The sequence below is a fragment of the Pseudomonas sp. WHRI 8519 genome (genome assembly GCF_040224055.2).
GTDB classification, from domain to species: Bacteria; Pseudomonadota; Gammaproteobacteria; order Pseudomonadales; family Pseudomonadaceae; genus Aquipseudomonas; species Aquipseudomonas putida_X.
The window spans coordinates 5,703,956-5,724,723 of the sequence record NZ_CP167996.1; the positions used below are offsets into that span (position 1 = coordinate 5,703,956).

The following is a 20,768-nucleotide window of genomic DNA, read 5'->3' on the forward strand; positions in this document are numbered from 1 at the left end:
TTGTGTGCTTAGACTGTGCAGGCAGGATAGGTTCGCTGTCACAAGGGTAAACAACATAATGTGAAACATTTGTCCTGGCCGCTGGGCATTGGACATTTGGCGTAGGCTGCGGCGCTGCTTATCATTGCCGCCCGTTCAAATCCCACAACAAGAGTTTCCCTATGCGTCGCCTGCTGACCGGCATTCTTACGACCACCCTGCTGCTGCTCAATACCGTGGTGCTGATCTGCCCCCTGCTGGTCTTCGCTCTGCTCAAACTGGTGCTGCCGGGCCGTTGGCGTGACTACGCCTCCGCTGCCGTGATGTGGGTCGCTGAAGCCTGGTCGGAAATCGACAAGGCCATTTTCGCCTTGTGCATTCCTACCCAGTGGGATATCCGAGGCGTCGAAAACCTGCGTAAAGACACCTCCTACCTCGCCGTGAGCAACCACCAGAGCTGGGTAGACATTCCCGCGCTGATCGAAAGCCTCAACCGCCGCACACCGTTCTTCAAGTTTTTCCTCAAGAAGGAGCTGATCTGGGTACCCCTGCTGGGCCTGGCCTGGTGGGGCCTGGATTACCCATTCATGAAGCGCTACAGCAAGGCGTTCCTGGAGAAACACCCCGAGCTCAAGGGCAAGGACCTGGAGATCACCAAAGCGGCCTGTGAGCTGTTCAAGCGTCAGCCGGTGACCGTGGTGAACTACCTGGAGGGCACCCGCTTTACCGAGGCCAAGCGCCAGGAACAGCAGTCGCCGTATCGCTACCTGCTCAAGCCGAAGGCAGGGGGCGTGGCGTTTGTACTGGCGGCGCTGGGCGAGCAGTTAGATGCGCTGCTGGACGTGACCATCGTGTACCCCGGCAACAAGGCACCGGGGTTCTGGGACCTGCTCAACGGCAGCATCAGCCGCGTGGTTATCGACATTCAGGTGCGTGAACTGGACCCGGCATTGTGGGACGGGGATTACGAGAATGACCCGGCATTCCGCCAGACCGTGCAGGCTTGGGTGAATCAGCTGTGGATCGAGAAGGACCAGCGGATCGAGCGGTTGCGAAGCGAGATGGATTGAGCGTGGCGCACCTGTGAGGGCTCTTGCGCGGGTTCCCCGCACCACTCAGATTGCGCAAGGCCTGTAGCAGCGTTAGCCGCGGTTGCTTTGGGCCTGACATTATCTGGAGTCATGCCGACCTCATCGCCGGCAAGCCGGCTCCCACAGGTTTCGCGGCGGGCTGTAGAACTAGTATTCCTGCCAGTTTTAAATATCCCTGCGCCTGCTCAGAATGGACTCTTGGCAACCCCTCTCACTCAGTGCCGCAGGGACATGAGTCATGCTTACAGCATCAACCCGCTCGTTATATTTCTATCGCGCCGAAAGGCCAATCATGATCATGCTAGGCGACAGGCACCGCACAATTCTCCGCGCGTACGCCATCCCACTCGCCGAGCAACAATCGGATGGCCAAGGCCCTTGCTTACTGGCAGTAGAAGATAACGGCACCGTGTTACAGGTCCAACAAATTGGCCACGCTGAACCTCACCTCTACACCGCCTACGGCCATGACCCGAGACTGCCATCGCAATTGACATTGCTAGGGTTCAATGGAGAAGCGTATATCTCATTACGCTGCGACTACCCATTGGGGAATGGCTATCGATCCTATAGCCCTGAGAGGATGCGCTTTAACTCACCCGACAGTTTGAGCCCATTTGGACGTGGTGGGCTGAATGCGTATTGCTATTGCGAGGGTGACCCAGTGAACAACGTGGATCCCAGTGGAAGAACCCCGTTAGGAATGCTCCGGAGATCTCGCTCGCTCCCCCATATTCCGAACCCACCCCCCCAAGCGGCACTCCCTTTACCCCGCCGACCGACACTCCCTTTACTCGGGCAAGCGCAAACGCATACTGCCTCAGCGCACGAAAGCAGGGTAGGCCCCGAGCTTCGATCACACCGTGGGCACGCGTCCAGCCTGCCAACAACGCGTTCCGCAAGCGAATCTACACTGGCTTCAGCGAATGGAAGCGCGGCCCCTACATTTACTATCGATCCGATACAATCCAGCCAGGCCGAGAGCCGGCATACGTCCAGGGACTCGACTCCGCCTGAAAGCCGATCACCCAGTCCTATGTTAAGGCGTACAAAGCCCTATTTCGTGGAGATTGTCGACGGCGTTCGTAGAAGTGCCTACTACAGCCCTAGGCATGATCCGATACCAAAACCTAATTTTTTACGGGGCGAAGATCCTTCGGATTTGAATGTCCTCCAACCCAGACCCTTTTAGAACTCTAGGGAAATCATCTGATCACTGAAAAAAAGAGCGATCAGCATTGCACCATCTTCCGCACTGGGCACCAGCCGCTGGCAAAGCTCAGCAAAGACCAGGCGCAAGATGGTGGCCCGCTGGCCACCGGTGACGGAGGCTTTATTTTCATCGTGGACGGCCAGCCGAACAGCCACACAAGAGCCCTTCCCGCTGAGGGGCTCTTTGCAGCATCAATACGTCAAGCGGCGCCCCGCAACTTGCGCGGGCCGATCAAGAGACTCTTCGGCACACATGCATCGACTGTGTAGCACTCTGTCGGCGCCGACGCTGGCAATCCCTGGTGCTGTTGCGCCCAAGCCCTAGCCTACTCTGCGAATCGGCTTCTACCTTAGACAGACGGCTGTTGTACCAGCGGCGCCGGTGTAGTCCACAGGCTACCAAGGTTCTGCAGCAGCGATCCGGCAATGCCCTGCTGGCCCAGGTACTGGAGGATCAGCGGAGCGAACTGGCCGATCATGCCGGTATCCATCCCTAGCGCCTTGAACGCTGCATCCAGGTCCGTGCGATTTTCCACATCGTTGCCCAGTGCCTGGCTCAGGGCCGACTGGTTTTCGCTGTTGTTGCCCAGCAGTTCACCCAGGCCACTGAGGCCACCGAGGGCATTGGCACCGGAAAGCAGCTCGAGCCCCGGCACGGCCTTGGTCAACTGGCCGTAGTCGTCGCTACTGAGGTTGTTGCGCGCCAGCCCCAGCATCGCCCCTGCGCCGCCCACAGCCTGTTCCGGGGTGATGTTCAGTTCGCTGCCCAGGGTATTGAGCAGATTGGCCTGCGCCTCAGGCGCCTGCACCTGGGCTTGCTGATTCTGGTTTTGCATGGCCGAGACGGCATTGGCGGCATCGCTGAGGTTGAAGGCGAACACCGGGCTTGCAGCCAGGGTCATCAGGGTTGCCAGGGTGAATGCTTTCATCGGGAGGGACCTCGTAGGCCGGGATGGCCTGGGAAACGAGGGGTTTGACTGGCGTTTCAAGCTATTGTTCCAAGCTGCTTGTCGGGACGCTCTGGCGGCCACGATCAGTAGCGAACACCTGTCATTTTTGCCAGTAGCTACATGCGATAGGCATCGAGATACTCAGGGAAGCCAGAATAATCGGAGCGACAAAGCGCTCCGCCTGATGGAGATACAATTGTATGAACAGAGGCGAAAAACATGTTTATACCGCCTACGGGTTTTCTGCCACGGCCCAGCGAGCACGAACTGCGCTTGGTTTCAATGGCGAGCACCTACTAGCGCATACGTCACTTTATATTCTGGGCTCTGGCTACAGAGCCTTCAACCCCAGCCTGCTTCGCTTTTACAGCGCTGACAGCTTGAGCCCGTTTGGCGATGGGGGAATAAACAGCTACGCCTATTGTTCAGGCGACCCCGTGAATCAAATCGATCCGACGGGGCACGCCTCCTTCCTGTACCCAGCAAAAGCTCCAAAAATCCAATTACCTAGGCGTGGCCCGGAACTCAAGTTGCCGACGCACCCCACAACGTTAGCGCCCAAGCACTTTAGTAAAGCAAGCCTACAGGAAATGAATTATTCCGCTAATCAATATGTGTTCAGAATATCAAAATCGGAATTAGACGGTGCCAAGCTTGCCATTATGAGTGCTTCCAGTGAGGCGACTGCAGCCACTGCTACCAAACGCTTTATTTCGCTGGAAAACCGCCACCATCAGATAGCTGAAGGACTCAACAGAAAGATCACCAGCCGCTATACACACGTTATTCAGCGTATGACCGTGCAAAATCTGTACAGTCCGAAACTGAGGGTGAGGTTTACTTCAGAGTTGCTCCACTTGGTCCGCGACGGAATGGATCTGGAAATCCCTAACGCTTATGACATGAGAACCATTAGGCCTCCTTACTAGAAACGCAAGCACATACATGCTCAGCAGCTGGCCTGGACAGACTGCCTTCGTCAACCACATGGCTTTGCCTCCTGTACCCAGAGGGCAGCATGTTTGCTTGGCGAGATCCTACTATGCGTTAACTAGGCCGAGCATAAGAAACCCAGCCCGAGTTTCGACTGGGTTTCAGTTTTTTCCGCTTACGTGTAGGACGTTTCTGAATTACAGTCCCAAGCCGCTTGAGCCATTGCGATGATCTGGGCTCGGCACTAGTCTCGGGCGGTCGCTGCGAAATCAGCGACCGGCTTTGACAGGCCGCCTTGGTATGAATCACATGGCTCGCTCTTATGGCAGCTGTGCATGGGGCACTTCGTGTGCGCCGGGTTTTGGTTCACCTACCGGTCTGTCAACCCATGTACAGCTGCCACCAATTGTTTGACAGCAGATGGTGATGGCCCTCATTCAAGGTGTTCCATCATGCTTAAGATTGTCCCCGATCCACCCCACACCTCCCTTTCCCTCGAAGATACCCTCATCCAGGCCACGGACTACGCACTGTGCGCCCACACCGTCGCGCATCAGGCGCTTCTGCTGCAGCCCAAGTCGCCGGTTTCGATATTGATGATGGCCACGATGCATGAACTCGAAACGCTGCGGGTGCTGCTTGAAACGGCGTTGGTCCAAGTGCAGCTGCCGGCGGAGCCGCGAACGCTGCACTGAGGCTTGTATCGGCTGGGCTGGCCCTTCGCGGATAAATCCGCTTCTACAAGGATTGCGCAGGGCCTGGCAGCCGAGAACCTTCAGGGAGATTGAAATATGACCAGCGAAGACACCAAGACCACCGTAGGCAAGACTTTTTTCTACCAGGGCGAAGGCCAGACCCACCCGCTGTTCTGCATTGCGCCGGGCATCCCCTGCCAGAGCGCACGCGAACAGGCATCGGAGCTACTGGGCTATGTACGAGATTTGACCATAGACGGCCTGATGGAAAACAAGCCGCAGTTGCTGTGGGCTTCACATTATCTGAGCGCGCTGGCCAAGGCGCTGATGGATGATGCCGAGCTGGGTATGATGCGCTGAGCCTTGTGCTGGCCTCATCGCCGGCAAGCCGGCTCCCACACAGCCTGCGTGAGCTTCGAAAACTGTTATTTTTGCCAGTATCAAAATTCCTGCGGCTGGTCAGAATGGGCTTTGAGCAAAGCCTCTTCATCCAGCTCGACAGGGACTTGAACCATGAGCAAAGCACCGAAGCGTTCGCTTTACTTCTACCAGGGCGACATGCTCATCACCGTGAAGCAAGGCGACCAGCATCGCGCCATCTTCCGTAATGCGGAACAACCGTTGGCAGAGGTGAATACGGAAGGAACCCACACCAGCGGCTTGCTGGCCACCGATGACAAAGGCTCTGTCCTGGTTGTGCAAGAGGCAAGCGAGCAGCCATAAAAGAGCCCCTCATATTAAGGGGCTCTTTGTTACTTCACGCGATCACGCCGCGCCCCACATCTTGTGCGGGTCGATCACAAACTTCTTCGGCACACCTGCGTCGAACTCGCCATAGCCTTCCGGCGCCTGATCCAGGTTGATCACCTGCACGCCTACCACCTCGGCGATATTGATGCGGTCCCACATGATCGCCTGCATCAATTGACGGTTGTACTTCATGGTTGGGGTCTGGCCGGTGTGGAAGCTGTGCGATTTTGCCCAGCCCAGGCCGAAGCGGATGCTCAGCGCACCGATCTTGGCGGCGGCATCGACCGCGCCCGGGTCTTCGGTCACATACAGGCCCGGAATACCGATGTTGCCGGCAACGCGGGTGACCTGCATCAGCGAGTTCAGCACCGTGGCTGGGGCTTCGTGCTTGGCGCCTTCGTGGCCGTGGCCACGTGCCTCGAAGCCAACGGCGTCGACGGCGCAGTCCACTTCAGGCTCGCCGAGGATGTCGACGATCTGCTCGTGCAGCGGGGTGTCCTTGGACAGGTCGACCACTTCGAAGCCTTGCGCCTTGGCATGCGCCAGGCGGGCCGGGTTCAGGTCACCGACGATGACGCAGGCAGCGCCCAGCAGACGCGCCGAGGCAGCGGCGGCCAGGCCGACCGGGCCGGCACCGGCGACGTAAACGGTGCTGCCTGGGCCTACGCCAGCCGTCACGGCACCGTGATAGCCGGTGGGCAGAATGTCGGACAGGCAGGTCAGGTCACGGATCTTCTCCATGGCCTTGTCGCGATCCGGCAGCTTCAGCAGGTTAAAGTCGGCGTACGGTACCAGCACGTATTCCGCCTGGCCGCCGGTCCAGTCGCCCATGTCGACGTAGCCGTAGGCACCGCCGGCGCGGGCCGGGTTGACGGTGAGGCAGACACCGGTGTGCATCTCTTTGCACGAGCGGCAGCGGCCGCAGGCGACGTTGAACGGCACCGATACCAGGTCGCCGATTTTCAGGCGTTCGACATCACGCCCCATCTCGACGATTTCACCGGTGATTTCGTGGCCCAGGACCAGGCCGACCTGGGCAGTGGTGCGGCCGCGGACCATGTGCTGGTCGGAGCCGCAGATGTTGGTGGAGACCACCTTGAGGATAACGCCGTGCTCGATCTTCTTGCCGCGCGGGTCCTGCATCTTCGGGTAGTCGATCTTCTGCACCTCGACCTTGCCAGCGCCCAGGTACACCACTCCACGATTGCCAGACATGCTCTTACCTCGCTTGATTTGTATTTATGCAGCGTTGGTTGAAGCGCCGCCGTCCATGGGCGACATGTGTTACTGGAATGCAGAGAATTGTGGGCTTGATGGGGCGCGAGACACTGACTGAAAGCGACAGGGGAATGCCTTTTTACGGCAGGCCGAACGGGGTGGGGCCAATCGCCGGCAAGCCGGCTTGTATGGTTAGACTTGAAGGGGTGGTGGGACTAAATGCCGGATTCTGACTGTTGACGCAGTACAGACTGTGGGAGACATCGCCCCACCCCTTCCACCAAAGCGCCGATAAAGAATGCATCGTTTGCAAACGACGATAGAAGCAAGCCAGCGCCTCTTGGTGAAAACCCTTCAAGCTCAAAAACCATAACGCGAGGAGCCGCCCATGGCAATGCAGGTAAACAAACTGATCGTGGGTGCGGATGTCGCAAAAGCCGAATTAGTGATTCATCACGATGATCGTGATGAAATTATCAGGCTGAAAAATACCAAGCCCGAAATCAAAAGCTGGCTAAAGCAACAGCCCCTCGGCACTGCAATCGCTGTTGAGGCGACCAATGTCTACCATCTGGACCTGGTTGAGCTAGCCCATGGCTTCGGTTTCGACGTTTATGTCATCGATGGTTTCCAACTGAGCAACTACAGGAAAAGTGTTGGAGGGCGGGTTAAAACTGACCCCTCTGATGCTCGGTTGCTGTCCCGATTTTTGAAAAACGAGGGCGACGATCTTCGTCCTTGGACCCCGCCTCCTGCTGTCTACGGCAAGCTTCAGAGCCTCCTTCGACGCAGAGCTGTCTTGGTGACTGCTCGCACTGCATTAGCTCAGAGCTGGACAAACGAAAGCCTGCTGAAGGCCGCCTTCAAAACCTTCGTAACATCGATAGATCGGCTGGATCAGCTGATACAAAAAAAGATTAAGGAAGTGCTACGAGAGGCTGGGCTGCACGAGCAAGTTGCCCGCTGTCAGGCGGTAGAGGGAATTGGGTTTCTTACCGCTACAGCCCTGGTAATGGCTTTTGTAAGGGGCGAGTTCAAGAGCAGTGATTCGTACATCGCATTCCTGGGAATGGACCTACGGGTTAATGATTCTGGAGAGAAGAATGGACGTCGTCGGCTCACCAAGCGCGGCTGCTCGGAAATCCGTCGTTTGCTGCATAACGCAGCAATGGCGGCCAGCAGGTCGGCCGCTTGGAAAGGGGTATATGAGCAGTACAGAAACAGCGGTAAGGCAACGACCCAGGCGTTGGTAATTCTGGCCAGGAAGCTCGCACGAGTGGCATTCGCCCTGATGAGAAATCAGGACGAATACGTTACCAAAGGCGGGAAAATGGCTTGCTGATAACCATAGAATCTCCCACCTCGACCGCGCAGTTCTTCAGGCCTGCGCTTTACCTGAGGAAGCAACCGTGTTGCCCAATTCCTTGAAGCCGGCGCAATCCAGGTGGGAGCCGGCTTGCCGGCGATGAGGCCCGAAAGGCCTCTACAAAACGACAGTCCGATTGGCGTTGAGGAACACCCGCCGCTCGATGTGATACCCGACCGCCCGCGCCAGCGTCAGGCATTCGATGTCACGCCCCTTGGCAATCAGGTCCTCGGGGTAGTGGCTATGGTCCACCACCTCGACCCCCTGGGCGATGATCGGCCCTTCATCCAGGTCGTTGTTGATGTAATGCGCCGTGGCACCCACCATCTTCACACCCTTGTTGTACGCCTGGTGATAAGGCTTGGCGCCCTTGAACCCCGGCAACAGCGAATGGTGGATATTGATCGCCCAACCATCCAGGCGCCGGCACAGTTCAGGCGACAGCACCTGCATGTAACGGGCAAGGATAACCAGCTCGGCCCCGTTCTCTTCGATCACCTGCAATACCTTGCGCTCTTGCCCGGCCTTGTCGCTGGGGTCCAGTGCGAAGTGGTAATAGGGAATCTTGTGCCAGTGTGCCAGTGGCTCGAGGTCGGGGTGGTTGGACACCACCGCGACCACGTCCATGCCCAGTTGGCCGATGCGCTGGCGGTAAAGCAGATCGTTCAGGCAATGGTCGGCCTTGGACACCATGATGACCACCTTGGGGCGGTGATTCGGTGCGGTCAGTTCAAACACCATGCCAAACGCATCACCGCGCTCGGCAAGGCCGGCACGGAAACCGACCTCGTCAAAACCGTCCGGCTGGCGGAACTCGACGCGAATGAAGAAGCGCCCCGACTGCCGGTCATCGAACGAATGGTGCTCCGTCACGTAGCAGCGCTGCTCGAAGAGGTAACGCGTCACCACGTCGACGGTGCCGAGCATGCTCGGGCAGTCGGCGGTGAGAATCCAGGTATCCGGTGCCCGACTCATGTTGCGCTCCTTAGGCTTCGATGCTCAGGCCGTACTCGGCAGAAGCGTCCTGCAGCCACAGCCACCAGTAATCGGCAAAGCTGCGGCGAATCACCAGTTCCCAGGTGTCCTCGGCCGTGCGGCGGATCACCAGTTGCGACTTGGCGAACACGGTACCCACCGCTTTGCCCACCGGGAAGTTGTTGGGGTGAACATCATAGCTGGTGGACTTCATCAGCACTTCGCGCACGTGCGGGCCGCGCAGCTCCAGCAGGCTTTGCCCGCCGCTGACGTTGACCACCTGGATGTGCTGGCCCTCGAGGGCTGCGCGCAGCTTTTGCTCGACGGCGAACTCCTGGCCACCTGGGACGATCAGCAACCACTCATCGGGGCCGAGCCACTGCAGCGACATTTCACTGTTGGCGACTACGGTCAGGGCCACTGGCAGCTCCAGGCCCAGGGCCTTGTGCACGCCGGCGGCGAATTCCGGGTCGTGGCCGTTACCGCGCAGGGTCAGGTGGCCGAGGAATTTCTTTTCACGCAGGGTCACGCCTGCGTTCTTGCGGCCTTTGCCAACCAGGCTGGCCAGGTCGGCGTGGTGCAGCGGCGACTGCGCCTTGGCGTCGGCGCCGGGGTTTTGCTGGAAGACGTTGATAGCGCTCATTTCTTACCTGCCTTGAATTCTTGGTCGTCGATACGAAGCAGCTTGCAGGGCGTATTTGCCGGCCTCATCGCCGGCAAGCCGGCTCCCACAGGGACCGCACCTACCTTCAGGACTGCATCGCACCTGTGGGAGCCGGCTTGCCGGCGATTGGGCCAGCCGGCTCGACACAGGGCCTGGAGTCAAACGTTCTGCCGCTCACCCTTCGGATCGAAGAACACCGAAGACACGATTTCCGCCTCGATCACGCTGCCATCGGCTTGCGGCGAATAAACGCGCTCGCCCATGCGTTTCAAGCCGCCTTTGACCACACCCATGGCAAACGAATACCCCAGGGAGTTGGCCGCGTAGCTGGAGGTGACGTGGCCGACCATGTCCATCGGGATCGGCTGCTTCGGATCGAACACCAACTGGGCGCCTTCGGGCAGCCACTTGGTCGGGTCCACCGGCTTGAGGCCCACCAGCTGCTTGCGGTTTTCCCGCACGCAGTCCTCGCGGTTCATGCCACGCAGGCCGATCCACGAGAACGGCTTGTTACGGCCCACGCACCAGCTCATGTTGAGGTCGTCCGGGGTCATCGAACCATCGGTGTCCTGGCCAACGATGATGAAGCCCTTCTCGGCACGCAGCACGTGCATGGTTTCGGTGCCGTACGGGGTCAGGTTGTACTTCTTGCCGGCCTCGATGACTTTTTCCAGTACGCCCATGGCGTAGTTGGCCTGCACGTTGACTTCGTACGACAGCTCACCGGTGAACGAAATCCGGAACACACGGGCCGGCACGCCGCCGACAGTGCCTTCCTTCCAGGTCATGAACGGGAAGGCGTCCTTGTCCAGGTCGATGTCGTCGGTGAGCTCGCTGAGCAGCTTGCGGCTGTTGGGGCCAGACAGGGTCAGCGTGGCCCAGTGGTCGGTGACCGAGGTGAAGTACACCTTCATCTCTGGCCATTCGGTCTGGTGGTACAGCTCCAGCCACTGCAGCACGCGTGCGGCGCCGCCGGTCGTGGTGGTCATGTAGAAGTGGTTGTCGCCGACACAGGCGGTCACGCCGTCGTCGAAGACCATGCCGTCTTCTTTGCACATCAGGCCATAACGGGCCTTGCCCACGTCGAGCTTGGTCCAGGCGTTGCTGTAGATGCGGTTGAGGAACTCGCGGGCATCCGGGCCCTGGATATCGATCTTGCCCAGGGTCGAGGCGTCCAGCAGGCCCACGCTGTCGCGCACGGCCTTGCACTCACGGGCCACGGCGGTGTGGATGTCTTCACCCGCCTTGGGGAAGTACCAAGGGCGCTTCCATTGGCCGACATCTTCGAACTCAGCGCCGTTCTTCACGTGCCAGGCATGCAGGGCAGTGAAGCGCACGGGTTCGAACAAGTGGCCACAGTGACGGCCCGCTACCGCACCGAAAGTCACCGGTGTGTAGTTGGGGCGGAACATGGTGGTGCCCATTTCCGGAATGGTGATACCGATCGAACGGGCGGCGATGGCCAGGCCGTTGATGTTGCCCAGTTTGCCCTGGTCGGTACCGAAGCCCAGCGCGGTATAGCGCTTGACGTGCTCGACCGATTCGAAGCCTTCGCGGGTGGCCAGTTCGATACCGGCGGCGGTCACATCGTTCTGCTGGTCGACGAACTGCTTCGGCCCCTTGCTGCCTTTGTCGTGCGGCACCTGGAACAGCGCCACGGTGGCCTCTTCCTTGCGCGCAACGGTTTTTGGCAGCGTGCCGGTGGTTGCCTTGAAGCCGGCTTCAGTGGCTGCGCGCACGCCCCCTTCGAAACCATCGGCAATCACATCGCCCAGCGCATACACACCGTGGATGCCGCCCACACACACGCGCTTCTGCGGCGCATCACCGGGCACGAAGCCAAGGATGTCGTCACGCCATACCGGGCGACCGCCCAGGTGCGAGGCCAGGTGGACGATAGGGCTGTAGCCGCCGGAGGTCGCGATCAGGTCGCAGTCGAGGGTTTCGCCTGGGCTGGTGACCTTGTGTGCCTGCACATCGATGGCCGCCACGCGGGCGCCGGTGACGTGCTTGCTGCCTTTGGCCTCGATCACAGCACTGGAAGTGAGGATGCGGATGCCTTTGGCACGGGCTTCCTCGACCAGCGAACCACGTGGGTTGTGGCGGGCGTCGGCGATGGCGACGACTTGCAAGCCGGCGTCATGCCAATCCAGCGCAGCGCGGTAGGCATGATCGTTGTTGGTCGACAGCACCAGCTTGCGGCCCGGTGCCACGCCATAACGGCGCACATAGGTCGAGACAGCGCCTGCCAGCATGTTGCCCGGCACGTCGTTGTTGCCGTACACCAGCGGGCGCTCGTGGGCGCCGGCGGCCAGTACGACGCGCTTGGCACGTACACGGTGCACGCGGTGGCGAACCTGGCCGATCGGGGCGCGGTCACCCAGGTGGTCGGTGAGGCGCTCGTGAATGGTCAGGAAGTTGTGGTCGTGGTAGCCGTTGACCGTGGCGCGTGGCAGCAGGGTCACGTCCGGCAGGCTTTGCAGCTCTTTGACCACGGCGTTTACCCAGTCAGCGGCCGGTTTGCCGTCGAGGGTCTCGCGGCTGTCGAGCAGGCTGCCGCCGAACTCTTCCTGTTCGTCTGCCAGGATCACCCGGGCACCGCTGCGCGCCGCCGCCAGGGCAGCGGCCAGGCCTGCAGGGCCGGCGCCGACGATCAGCACGTCGCAGTGCTGGTTCATGTAGTCGTAGCTGTCCGGGTCGTTCTGCAGCGGCGCACGGCCAAGGCCTGCTGCCTTACGGATGTACTTCTCGTACGTCATCCAGAACGATTTCGGGTACATGAAGGTTTTGTAGTAGAAGCCAGGCGGCATCATGCTGCCGCCCACCTTGCCGAGGATGCCCATGACGTCGTTGTTGACGTTGGGCCAGCCGTTGGTGCTGGTGGCGACAAGGCCTGCGTACAGCGCCTGTTGGGTAGCGCGCACGTTGGGGATCTGCGTGGCTTCGCTGGAGCCGATCTGCAAGATGGCGTTCGGCTCTTCGGTACCGGCGGCGATGATGCCGCGTGGGCGCGAGTACTTGAAGCTGCGGCCAACGATGTCGACGCCATTGGCCAGCAGCGCGGCGGCCAGGCTGTCGCCGGCATAACCCTGGTAGGTCTTGCCGTTGAAGGTGAAGTTCAGGACCTTGCTGCGGTCGATACGGCCGCCGCTGGCGAGGCGATAGGTCTGGCTCATACTTTTTCCCCTTGGCCTTTGACGGTCGACGGTGCGTTGCTTTGCTTGCCGCCTGCGGTCACCTGTGGCTTCTCGCCGATCTTGTAGGTTTCCAGAATTTCGTAGGTCACGGTGTCGCGGGTGACGTTGAAGTACTGACGGCAGCCGGCAACGTGGTCCCACAGTTCATGGTGAATACCGCGCGGGTTGTCGCGGAAGAACATGTAGGTGCCCCACTCTTCGTCGGAGCAGGCGTTAGGGTCCAGCGGGCGGGCGATGTGCGCCTGGCCAGAGGCGTGGAACTCTTCTTCGGAGCGCAGCTCGCCGCAGTGGGGACAGAAAATATGCAACATGACGGTGTCTCCGGTTAGTGGGCGACGGCGGCGGCGCCGTGTTCGTCGATCAGTGCGCCGTTGTAGAAACGGTCCATGGAGAACGGCGCAGCCAGCGGGTGCATCTCGCCTTTGGCCAGGCTGGCGGCGAAGACGTTGCCCGAGCCCGGGGTCGCCTTGAAGCCGCCGGTGCCCCAGCCGCAGTTGAAGAACATGTTCTTGACCGGGGTCTTGGAGATGATCGGGCAGGCGTCCGGCGAGGTGTCGACGATGCCGCCCCACTGGCGGTTCATGCGCACGCGCGAGAGGTTGGGGAACATCTCGACGATGGCCTGCAGGGTGTGCTCGATGACCGGGTACGAACCGCGCTGGCCGTAGCCGACCCAGCCGTCGATACCGGCGCCGATCACCAGGTCGCCCTTGTCGGACTGGCTGATGTAGCCGTGCACGGCGTTGGACATGATCACGCTGTCGATGATCGGCTTGATCGGCTCGGACACCAGTGCTTGCAGGGGGTGCGATTCCAGCGGCAGGCGGAAGCCGGCCAGCTTGGCCATGTGCCCGGAGTTACCGGCGGTGACCACGCCGACGCGCTTGGCGCCGATGAAACCTTTGTTGGTTTCCACACCGATCACTGCGCCGTTTTCCTTGCGGAAACCGATCACTTCGGTCTGCTGGATCAGGTCCACGCCCAGGGCGTCGGCGGCACGGGCATAGCCCCAGGCCACCGCGTCGTGACGGGCGACGCCGCCACGGCGCTGAACGGTAGCGCCGAGGATCGGGTAACGGGTGTTCTTCGAGCAGTCCAGGTACGGGATTTCGGCCGCGACCTGGGCGGTGTTGAGCAGTTCGCCATCGACGCCGTTGAGGCGGTTGGCGCTGACGCGGCGCTCGGAGTCACGAATGTCCTGCAGGGTATGGCACAGGTTGTAGACGCCGCGCTGGGAGAACATCACGTTGTAGTTGATGTCCTGGGACAGGCCCTCCCACAGCTTCATGGCGTGCTCGTACAGCTGCGCCGACTCGTCCCACAGGTAGTTGGAACGCACGATGGTGGTGTTACGGGCGGTGTTGCCGCCGCCCAGGTAACCTTTCTCAACCACCGCGACATTGGTGATGCCATGTTCCTTGGCCAGGTAGTAGGCCGTGGCCAGGCCATGGCCGCCACCGCCAACGATGACCACGTCGTAGACCTTTTTAGGGGTCGGCGTGCGCCACATGCGCTGCCAGTTCTCGTGGTGGCTGAGGGAGTGTTTGAAGAGGCCGAAGCCCGAGTAGCGTTGCATGGTCGTTTACTCCACTCAGCGGTAAACAGGGAAGTCTGCGCACAGGGCCGCGACGTTCTTCGCCACATCGGCTTCGACGTCAGCGTCACCGAGGTTGTCGAGGATGTCGCAGATCCAGCCGGCCAGGGCCACACACTGGGCGACCTTGAAGCCGCGGGTGGTGACAGCCGGGGTACCGATGCGCAGGCCGGAAGTGACGAACGGCGATTGCGGGTCGTTCGGCACGGCATTCTTGTTGACGGTGATGTGCGCGCGGCCCAGGGCAGCGTCGGCATCTTTGCCGGTCAGGCCCTGGCGGATGAGGCTGACCAGGAACAGGTGGTTGTCGGTACCGCCGGAGACCACGTCGTAGCCGCGGTCGATGAATACCTGGGCCATGGCCTGGGCGTTCTCGATGACCTGCTTCTGGTAGCTCTTGAACCCAGCCTCCTGAGCTTCCTTGAAGCACACAGCCTTGGCGGCGATGACGTGCATCAGCGGGCCGCCCTGGGCGCCAGGGAACACAGCGGCGTTGAGCTTTTTCTCGATCTCTTCGTTCGACTTGGCCAGGATCAGGCCGCCACGTGGGCCGCGCAGGGTCTTGTGGGTGGTGGTGGTCACCACGTCGGCGAACGGGATCGGGTTCGGGTACAGGCCAGCGGCAACTAGGCCGGCGACGTGGGCCATGTCGACGAACAGCAGTGCACCGACCTTGTCGGCGATGGCGCGAAAGCGTGGGAAATCGAGGGTCTTGGAGTATGCCGAGAAGCCGGCAACGATCATCTTCGGCTTGTGCTCGACGGCCAGGCGCTCGACCTCGTCGTAATCGATCAGCCCGGTGTTGGTATCGATGCCGTACTGCACGGCGTTGTACAGCTTGCCCGAAGACGACACTTTGGCGCCGTGGGTCAGGTGGCCGCCGTGGGCCAGGCTCATGCCAAGGATGGTGTCACCGGCCTGCAGCAGGGCCAGGTAAACCGCGCTGTTGGCCGAAGAGCCGGAGTGCGGCTGAACGTTGGCGTAGTCGGCGCCGAACAGCTGCTTGGCGCGCTCGATGGCCAGCGCCTCGACCTTGTCGACGTGCTCGCAGCCACCGTAGTAGCGCTTGCCTGGGTAGCCTTCGGCGTACTTGTTGGTCAGGCCGCTGCCTTGGGCCTGCATGACGCGCTTGCTGGTGTAGTTTTCCGAGGCGATCAGTTCGATGTGATCTTCCTGGCGCTGTTCTTCGGCATTCATCGCCGCCAGCAGTGCGTCGTCGTAACCCTGGATCTGGTCTTGCTTGCTGAACATCGTGGTTCTCCCGGCAGCGATCGTTTCTTGTCTGTAAGGCACTGTGGCCCTTTGTGGCGATGGTATGACTGGCCGGGGAGGGTCAGATGCCTGCGCACGCCTTGCAATGGCGCGTTTACGACATTCGCTTTTTTGTTGCTCGCAACGGCCCTATCGCCGGCAAGCCGGCGCCCACCGGACTGCGGCAGTGTTCGAGGCCTGGGTCTTATCTGCGGGGGCTGGCCTGCGGCAGTTCTTGAGGCTGGCACCGTATTGGTGGGAGCCGGCTTGCCGGCGATGGGCTGCGCAGCAGCCCTGATCAGACTGACTGCCCCACCGCTGCCAAGGCCACTGGAGCCCCGCCAGGCACCGCTCACCGGCGGTTCGACCGGCATGAGAACCCCACACCAGCAACCGTGCAGAGCTTGTATAGGCAACCGCTGAATCGATGGTTTAGAGTGCTGTTCTGCTTCGTTCACAGGACCGTGTCATGACAGACAAAAGCCAACAATTCGCCAGCGACAATTATTCCGGTATCTGCCCCGAAGCCTGGGCAGCGATGGAAAAGGCCAACATCGGCCACGACCGCGCCTACGGCGACGACCAGTGGACCGAGCGCGCCGCCCAGTACTTCCGCGAGCTGTTCGAAACCGACTGCGAAGTGTTTTTCGCCTTCAACGGCACCGCCGCCAATTCGCTGGCCCTGGCCTCTTTGTGCCAGAGCTACCACAGCGTGATCTGCTCCGAGACCGCCCACGTAGAAACCGATGAATGTGGCGCGCCGGAGTTTTTCTCCAACGGCTCCAAGCTGCTCACCGCGCCCAGCGTCAACGGCAAGCTGACGCCGCAATCGATCCGTGAAGTGGCGCTCAAGCGCCAAGACATCCACTACCCCAAGCCACGTGTGGTGACCCTGACCCAGGCTACCGAAGTAGGTACCGTGTACCGCCCCGATGAGCTCAAGGCGATCAGCGCCACCTGCAAAGAGCTGGGCCTGAACCTGCACATGGACGGCGCGCGGTTCACCAATGCCTGCGCATTTCTTGGCTGCAGCCCGGCCGAGCTGACCTGGAAGGCCGGCGTGGATGTGCTGTGCTTTGGCGGCACCAAGAACGGTATGGCGGTCGGTGAGGCGATCCTGTTCTTCAACCGCGACCTGGCCGAAGACTTCGACTACCGCTGCAAGCAGGCCGGGCAACTGGCCTCGAAAATGCGCTTTTTGTCGGCACCCTGGGTGGGGCTGCTGGAAAACGGCGCCTGGCTGCGCCATGGCAACCACGCCAACCATTGCGCACAGTTGCTGGCGTCGTTGGTGAGTGACCTGCCGGGGGTAGAGCTGATGTTCCCGGTAGAGGCCAACGGGGTGTTCCTGCAGATGCCGGAGCCCGCGTTGGAAGCGTTGCGCGCCAGAGGCTGGCGCTTCTACACCTTCATTGGCAGCGGCGGGGCGCGGTTCATGTGTTCATGGGATACCGAAGAGGAACGGGTGCGCTCACTGGCAGCGGATATCCGTAGCGTCATCGGCGCCTGACGTAATTGCATGGCGGGCCTTACGGCCCGCCAAACCGCTTGTTCAACAACGCTTACAACAGCCTTGCACTGAATGTCACCTGACAGTTCTGCCAGTTTGCAGCCCGTCACAGAGCTTTTATGTTCTTCGGGGCCACAACCCTCAGTGGCTGAGTTTTACGAGGACGTATCATGGCCACTAAAATATTGATCAACGATAACGAATTGCCAGGTATTGAAGCCGCGAACCTCAAGTACTTCCGCGCTCTCAAGCCTGGGCACTACTTTAGCCACCATGGAACCTCAGGCACCGTGGTCAAGATCTCGCAGGAACGGCTCAACGGCGACGAGAGCGTGGCAATCACGCTGGATAAATCCCAAAAGGCAAAAGTTTCAATCAGTGAAAGAACCCGGAATGCGCTCAAGGCAACCATTGAGCAACGCACTGCAAACAGCACTGAAACCATCGTGTATCTCATCACACCGCATGATGAAAGCTATGAAATTGAAGGCATTTCCGATAAATACATGCTCGTCAATTTATTGCAGGACGATAAGTTAGAAATCATCAGCGACGGCGACGAACTCAAGTACTCGGTCAAAGAACAGCAGTTCGAGTATAAAGTGCTGGACAACATATCTTGGTGGATCACTGAAACCAAAGACTCAGCATGAGCATCTTTTGGGTTAGCCGCCCACCGTAGCAACGCCGCTTCCATTGGCGCCGGCACTCCGGGAGCGGCATTGGTCACGATGGACCGTAACCTGGCCTGCGTGTTTAAAGCTTGAACCCACCCATCTGCCGGGCCAGGTCATCGGCCAGCCCGCGCAACGCCTGGCACTCCTGCCGACACCCCTGCACTTCCGCCGCGGTCTGCCTGGCCAGGTCAGAAATCCCCTGCACCGTGCGGTTGATCTCCTCGGTCACCGCCGACTGCTCTTCCGTCGCCGTGGCCACCTGGTGGTTCATGTCGCTGATGTGCTCGACCTGGTCGGTAATCGCCCCCAACGAGGCCCCGGTTCGCTGGCTCGACGCCACGCCACTCCCCGTCGCCTGCTGCCCCGCCTGCATCGACGTCACCGCCGAACCTGCGCCGTGCTTGAGGCGCTGGATCATCTGCTGAACCTCATCCGTGGACACCTGGGTACGCCGCGCCAGCGTCCGCACCTCATCGGCCACCACGGCAAAGCCGCGCCCCATCTCCCCTGCCCGCGCCGCCTCGATGGCAGCATTGAGCGCCAAAAGGTTGGTCTGCTCGGAGATGCTGCGGATCACCGCCAACACTTCATCGATGGAGGCGACTTCGTCGGCCAGTTGCGCCACCGCATCCGCCGCCTTGCCGATATCACCCGACATGCCCTCGATACCCTGGATCGACCGGCGTACCACTTCACGCGCCTGCAAGGCTTCCTCGCGCGCTGACTGCGAAGCTTGCGCAGCATCGCCGGCGTTGCGGGCAATGTCCTGCACGGTAAGCCCCATTTCGTGCACGGCGGTGGCGACCATTTCGGTCATTTCCTGCTGCCGCCCGGAACGTTCAGCCGTGTTGTCCACCACCTGCGTCACCTGCTCGACCGCACGATGCAAACGCTCGGTGGTGCGCAGTACTTCGCCGATCAGGCCGCGCTGGCTGTCGAGAAATCGGTTGAATCCGCGGGCCAGTTCGCCCAGTTCGTCCTGACGCGAATCGTCCAGACGATGGCTGAGGTCGCCGCCGCCACTACCAATCTGCACCAACGCGGCAGTCACTCGGCGCACAGGCTGTACCAAGCCACGCGCCAGCACCACCACCAGCAACAGCGAGAGCAGCGCCACACCACCGCCGATCAACGTGGTAAGCCAGAGCGCCTGACGCATCTGTGCATAGATCTCTGCCTCCGGCACCTCGGCAACCAAGGTCCAGTTCAGGTCGCGCAGGGGTAAGCCCAAGGCCAGAAAGTCTTCACCATCACGCTGGAATCGGCTGGTGCGCAAACCCGGCTCACCGCTGATCACCGCCTTGGCCGCCTGTTCATCGAGCTGCTGCGCGAGCTGTCGCTTGCCGCTGAGGGCAGCGTCCGGATGCACCTGGATCAAGCCATCGTTACGTACCAGAAACACCTTGCCGTGCTCGCCAAAGCTGAAGTCATGGATCAGTTGTGACAACTCGGTCATGCGCAGGCCCATGCCGGCCACACCGACCAGCTTGCCGTCCTTTTCCACACGGTAATCGATGAACAGCGCCAGCTCGCCCGTGGAACCGTCGATATCGATATTGATCAGGCGCTCGGCGCCGCTGTCGATGTAGCCGTAAAACCACGTGTCTTTGGGGTTGTCGCGGCTGAGGGTGCGGTCCAAGCCATTTTCGTTGTAGTAGTGGCCGGTTTCGGTCGAGGCGAAAAGCGTGGTGAAGGCCTGGTTGCGCTGCTTTGCGGCCTGCAGGTATTCGATAAAGCGTGGCATTTCGCCGGCGTCTTCACCAGCGGCCAGCCAGTCACGCAGCAGCGTGTTGCCGGCGATGTCGGCTGCGGCGACCAGCGGCTTGCCGAGCATTCGCTCGATGTCGTTGCGGATGGCTTCGATGCTGGCCGGGAGGGCTGTGTCGACCAGATAGCGATCGGTGAGGCGGTTGAGCGCTACGGTGAAAATGATCACGACCACCAGGATGCTCGCCAGCAGTGCCGCGCCCATGCTCGCGATCAATTGCCACTGGATACTTCGACGCCAGATACCCATGCCCCTTCCTCCCCAGGAATAATTGTTTGGGGGAAAGTGTATACACTCAGGTATCCATTAATACCAGCGACCTGCGACAAGGTTGAAGACACTGCGGGGGCAGGCAAACCCGTCCCCGCAGTACTGACAGCGTGCTTTTACTGCTCGGCGATGGTCCGAACGATCGCGTCCACCGTGGCGTCGATCTGTGCCTGTGTACGCTCCAGTGTCTGCTGATGTTCCTTCTGCAGTTCAACCTGCTTGGAACACAGATTCAGGGCGGCCAGCACCAGCAGCTTATCGCCGATCAGGGTCGGGTACGAACGTTTGGTTTCGGCAAGGGCGGTGTTGAGCATGCGTACCGCCTGCGCCAGGGTTTCTTCCTGGCCTTCGGGCGCCTTGATCGAATAGTCGTTGCCGAGGATCGACACGACATTGACCGGCTGCGCTTGCAGTCTCATGCGCCGACGACACCTGCGCTGGCGCGTTCAACCAGCGCCTGGATGCGCGCAGCGGTGGCACCGTGCTTTTCTTCCTGCTCCATCAACGACAGTTGCAGGGTTTCGTTCTCTTCCTTGGCTTGGGCCAGTTCCTGGCCAAGCGTGGTGTTCTGCTCGGTGAGTTGAGCGTTTTTCTGCATCAGGTCGCTGACCAGTTGCTCGAGTTGATTCAGGGAGGCTTCCAGCATGGGGTCTATCTCGGGTTGTTGC

Annotated in this window: 21 protein-coding genes; 9 read left to right on the forward strand and 12 right to left on the reverse strand. The window is 60.5% G+C overall.

Going from position 1 to position 20,768, the window contains the following annotated elements; all coding sequences use genetic code 11:
• Nucleotides 1-161: 161 nt before the first annotated feature.
• Together ABRP30_RS26135 and ABRP30_RS26140 are read left to right on the forward strand one after the other, a co-directional pair.
• Nucleotides 162-1,049 (forward strand): acyltransferase, encoded by an 888-nt coding sequence (locus tag ABRP30_RS26135; protein WP_349976582.1) that lies wholly within the window; start codon nucleotides 162-164, stop codon nucleotides 1,047-1,049.
• A gap of 319 nt (nucleotides 1,050-1,368) precedes the next feature.
• A complete protein-coding gene (locus ABRP30_RS26140; protein WP_372490514.1) occupies nucleotides 1,369-2,262 on the forward strand; it encodes an RHS repeat-associated core domain-containing protein in 894 nt (297 codons plus the stop codon).
• On the opposite strand, the gene ABRP30_RS26145 is transcribed toward ABRP30_RS26140, so the two are convergent.
• Nucleotides 2,259-2,438 (reverse strand): hypothetical protein, encoded by a 180-nt coding sequence (locus ABRP30_RS26145; protein ID WP_267819325.1) that lies wholly within the window; start codon nucleotides 2,436-2,438, stop codon nucleotides 2,259-2,261. The two genes, ABRP30_RS26140 and ABRP30_RS26145, sit on opposite strands and share 4 nt — an antisense overlap.
• Nucleotides 2,439-2,632: 194 nt before the next feature.
• Nucleotides 2,633-3,211: a DUF2780 domain-containing protein gene (locus ABRP30_RS26150; protein WP_349976580.1), complete on the reverse strand. Its 579-nt coding sequence runs from the start codon at nucleotides 3,209-3,211 to the stop codon at nucleotides 2,633-2,635.
• 221 nt (nucleotides 3,212-3,432) lie between these two features.
• Here ABRP30_RS26150 and ABRP30_RS26155 point away from each other — a divergent pair, with 221 nt between their 5' ends.
• The 4 genes from ABRP30_RS26155 to ABRP30_RS26170 all read left to right on the forward strand — a co-directional run bounded on the left by ABRP30_RS26155 (nucleotide 3,433) and on the right by ABRP30_RS26170 (nucleotide 5,583).
• Nucleotides 3,433-4,161, forward strand: a complete 729-nt coding sequence (locus ABRP30_RS26155; protein WP_372490369.1) for an RHS repeat-associated core domain-containing protein — start codon at nucleotides 3,433-3,435, stop codon at nucleotides 4,159-4,161.
• A gap of 456 nt (nucleotides 4,162-4,617) precedes the next feature.
• The gene (locus ABRP30_RS26160; RefSeq protein ID WP_267819328.1) at nucleotides 4,618-4,860 is read left to right on the forward strand and encodes a hypothetical protein; all 243 of its coding nucleotides are present in this window, start codon (nucleotides 4,618-4,620) and stop codon (nucleotides 4,858-4,860) included.
• 96 nt (nucleotides 4,861-4,956) lie between these two features.
• Nucleotides 4,957-5,220 carry a DUF3077 domain-containing protein gene (locus ABRP30_RS26165; protein WP_267819330.1) on the forward strand — a complete coding sequence of 88 codons (264 nt, stop codon included), beginning with the start codon at nucleotides 4,957-4,959 and terminating at the stop codon, nucleotides 5,218-5,220.
• 153 nt (nucleotides 5,221-5,373) lie between these two features.
• The gene (locus tag ABRP30_RS26170) at nucleotides 5,374-5,583 is read left to right on the forward strand and encodes a hypothetical protein (protein ID WP_241805628.1); all 210 of its coding nucleotides are present in this window, start codon (nucleotides 5,374-5,376) and stop codon (nucleotides 5,581-5,583) included.
• 42 nt (nucleotides 5,584-5,625) lie between these two features.
• Here the strand turns inward: ABRP30_RS26170 and fdhA are convergent, their stop codons facing one another.
• Complete coding sequence (fdhA, locus tag ABRP30_RS26175) at nucleotides 5,626-6,825, reverse strand: formaldehyde dehydrogenase, glutathione-independent (RefSeq protein ID WP_241805626.1); 1,200 nt, start codon at nucleotides 6,823-6,825, stop codon at nucleotides 5,626-5,628.
• Between the two features lie 391 nt (nucleotides 6,826-7,216).
• Between fdhA and ABRP30_RS26180 the strand changes: the two genes are divergently transcribed.
• Nucleotides 7,217-8,170 carry an IS110 family transposase gene (locus tag ABRP30_RS26180; protein ID WP_372490323.1) on the forward strand — a complete coding sequence of 318 codons (954 nt, stop codon included), beginning with the start codon at nucleotides 7,217-7,219 and terminating at the stop codon, nucleotides 8,168-8,170.
• Nucleotides 8,171-8,311: 141 nt separating this feature from the next.
• Here ABRP30_RS26180 and purU read toward each other — a convergent pair whose 3' ends face one another.
• The 6 genes from purU to ABRP30_RS26210 all read right to left on the reverse strand — a co-directional run bounded on the left by purU (nucleotide 8,312) and on the right by ABRP30_RS26210 (nucleotide 15,875).
• Nucleotides 8,312-9,169, reverse strand: a complete 858-nt coding sequence (gene purU / locus ABRP30_RS26185; protein ID WP_241805625.1) for a formyltetrahydrofolate deformylase — start codon at nucleotides 9,167-9,169, stop codon at nucleotides 8,312-8,314.
• Nucleotides 9,170-9,179: 10 nt separating this feature from the next.
• Nucleotides 9,180-9,812 carry a sarcosine oxidase subunit gamma gene (locus ABRP30_RS26190; RefSeq protein WP_267819335.1) on the reverse strand — a complete coding sequence of 211 codons (633 nt, stop codon included), beginning with the start codon at nucleotides 9,810-9,812 and terminating at the stop codon, nucleotides 9,180-9,182.
• A gap of 179 nt (nucleotides 9,813-9,991) precedes the next feature.
• Nucleotides 9,992-13,009 (reverse strand): sarcosine oxidase subunit alpha, encoded by a 3,018-nt coding sequence (locus ABRP30_RS26195; protein WP_267819337.1) that lies wholly within the window; start codon nucleotides 13,007-13,009, stop codon nucleotides 9,992-9,994.
• The gene (locus tag ABRP30_RS26200) at nucleotides 13,006-13,341 is read right to left on the reverse strand and encodes a sarcosine oxidase subunit delta (protein WP_241805619.1); all 336 of its coding nucleotides are present in this window, start codon (nucleotides 13,339-13,341) and stop codon (nucleotides 13,006-13,008) included. The genes ABRP30_RS26195 and ABRP30_RS26200 overlap by 4 nt, the downstream gene beginning before the upstream one ends.
• 14 nt (nucleotides 13,342-13,355) lie before the next feature.
• Nucleotides 13,356-14,606, reverse strand: coding sequence for a sarcosine oxidase subunit beta family protein (locus ABRP30_RS26205; protein ID WP_241805618.1), 1,251 nt, complete (start codon nucleotides 14,604-14,606; stop codon nucleotides 13,356-13,358).
• Nucleotides 14,607-14,621: 15 nt separating this feature from the next.
• Nucleotides 14,622-15,875: a serine hydroxymethyltransferase gene (locus tag ABRP30_RS26210; RefSeq protein ID WP_349975950.1), complete on the reverse strand. Its 1,254-nt coding sequence runs from the start codon at nucleotides 15,873-15,875 to the stop codon at nucleotides 14,622-14,624.
• A 469-nt stretch (nucleotides 15,876-16,344) separates the two neighbouring features.
• On the opposite strand from ABRP30_RS26210, the gene ABRP30_RS26215 reads away from it, so the two are divergent.
• A complete protein-coding gene (locus ABRP30_RS26215; RefSeq protein ID WP_241805616.1) occupies nucleotides 16,345-17,385 on the forward strand; it encodes a low specificity L-threonine aldolase in 1,041 nt (346 codons plus the stop codon).
• Between the two features lie 170 nt (nucleotides 17,386-17,555).
• A complete protein-coding gene (locus ABRP30_RS26220) occupies nucleotides 17,556-18,038 on the forward strand; it encodes a hypothetical protein (protein WP_349975951.1) in 483 nt (160 codons plus the stop codon).
• 103 nt (nucleotides 18,039-18,141) lie between these two features.
• Here the strand turns inward: ABRP30_RS26220 and ABRP30_RS26225 are convergent, their stop codons facing one another.
• From ABRP30_RS26225 to ABRP30_RS26235, 3 genes are all read right to left on the reverse strand, one after another.
• Nucleotides 18,142-20,079, reverse strand: a complete 1,938-nt coding sequence (locus ABRP30_RS26225) for a methyl-accepting chemotaxis protein (RefSeq protein ID WP_349975952.1) — start codon at nucleotides 20,077-20,079, stop codon at nucleotides 18,142-18,144.
• A 137-nt stretch (nucleotides 20,080-20,216) separates the two neighbouring features.
• On the reverse strand, nucleotides 20,217-20,519 hold the full coding sequence (locus ABRP30_RS26230) for a cell division protein ZapA (RefSeq protein ID WP_012316646.1): 303 nt from the start codon (nucleotides 20,517-20,519) through the stop codon (nucleotides 20,217-20,219).
• Complete coding sequence (locus ABRP30_RS26235; protein ID WP_012316647.1) at nucleotides 20,516-20,746, reverse strand: hypothetical protein; 231 nt, start codon at nucleotides 20,744-20,746, stop codon at nucleotides 20,516-20,518. The genes ABRP30_RS26230 and ABRP30_RS26235 overlap by 4 nt, the downstream gene beginning before the upstream one ends.
• Nucleotides 20,747-20,768: the final 22 nt, after the last annotated feature.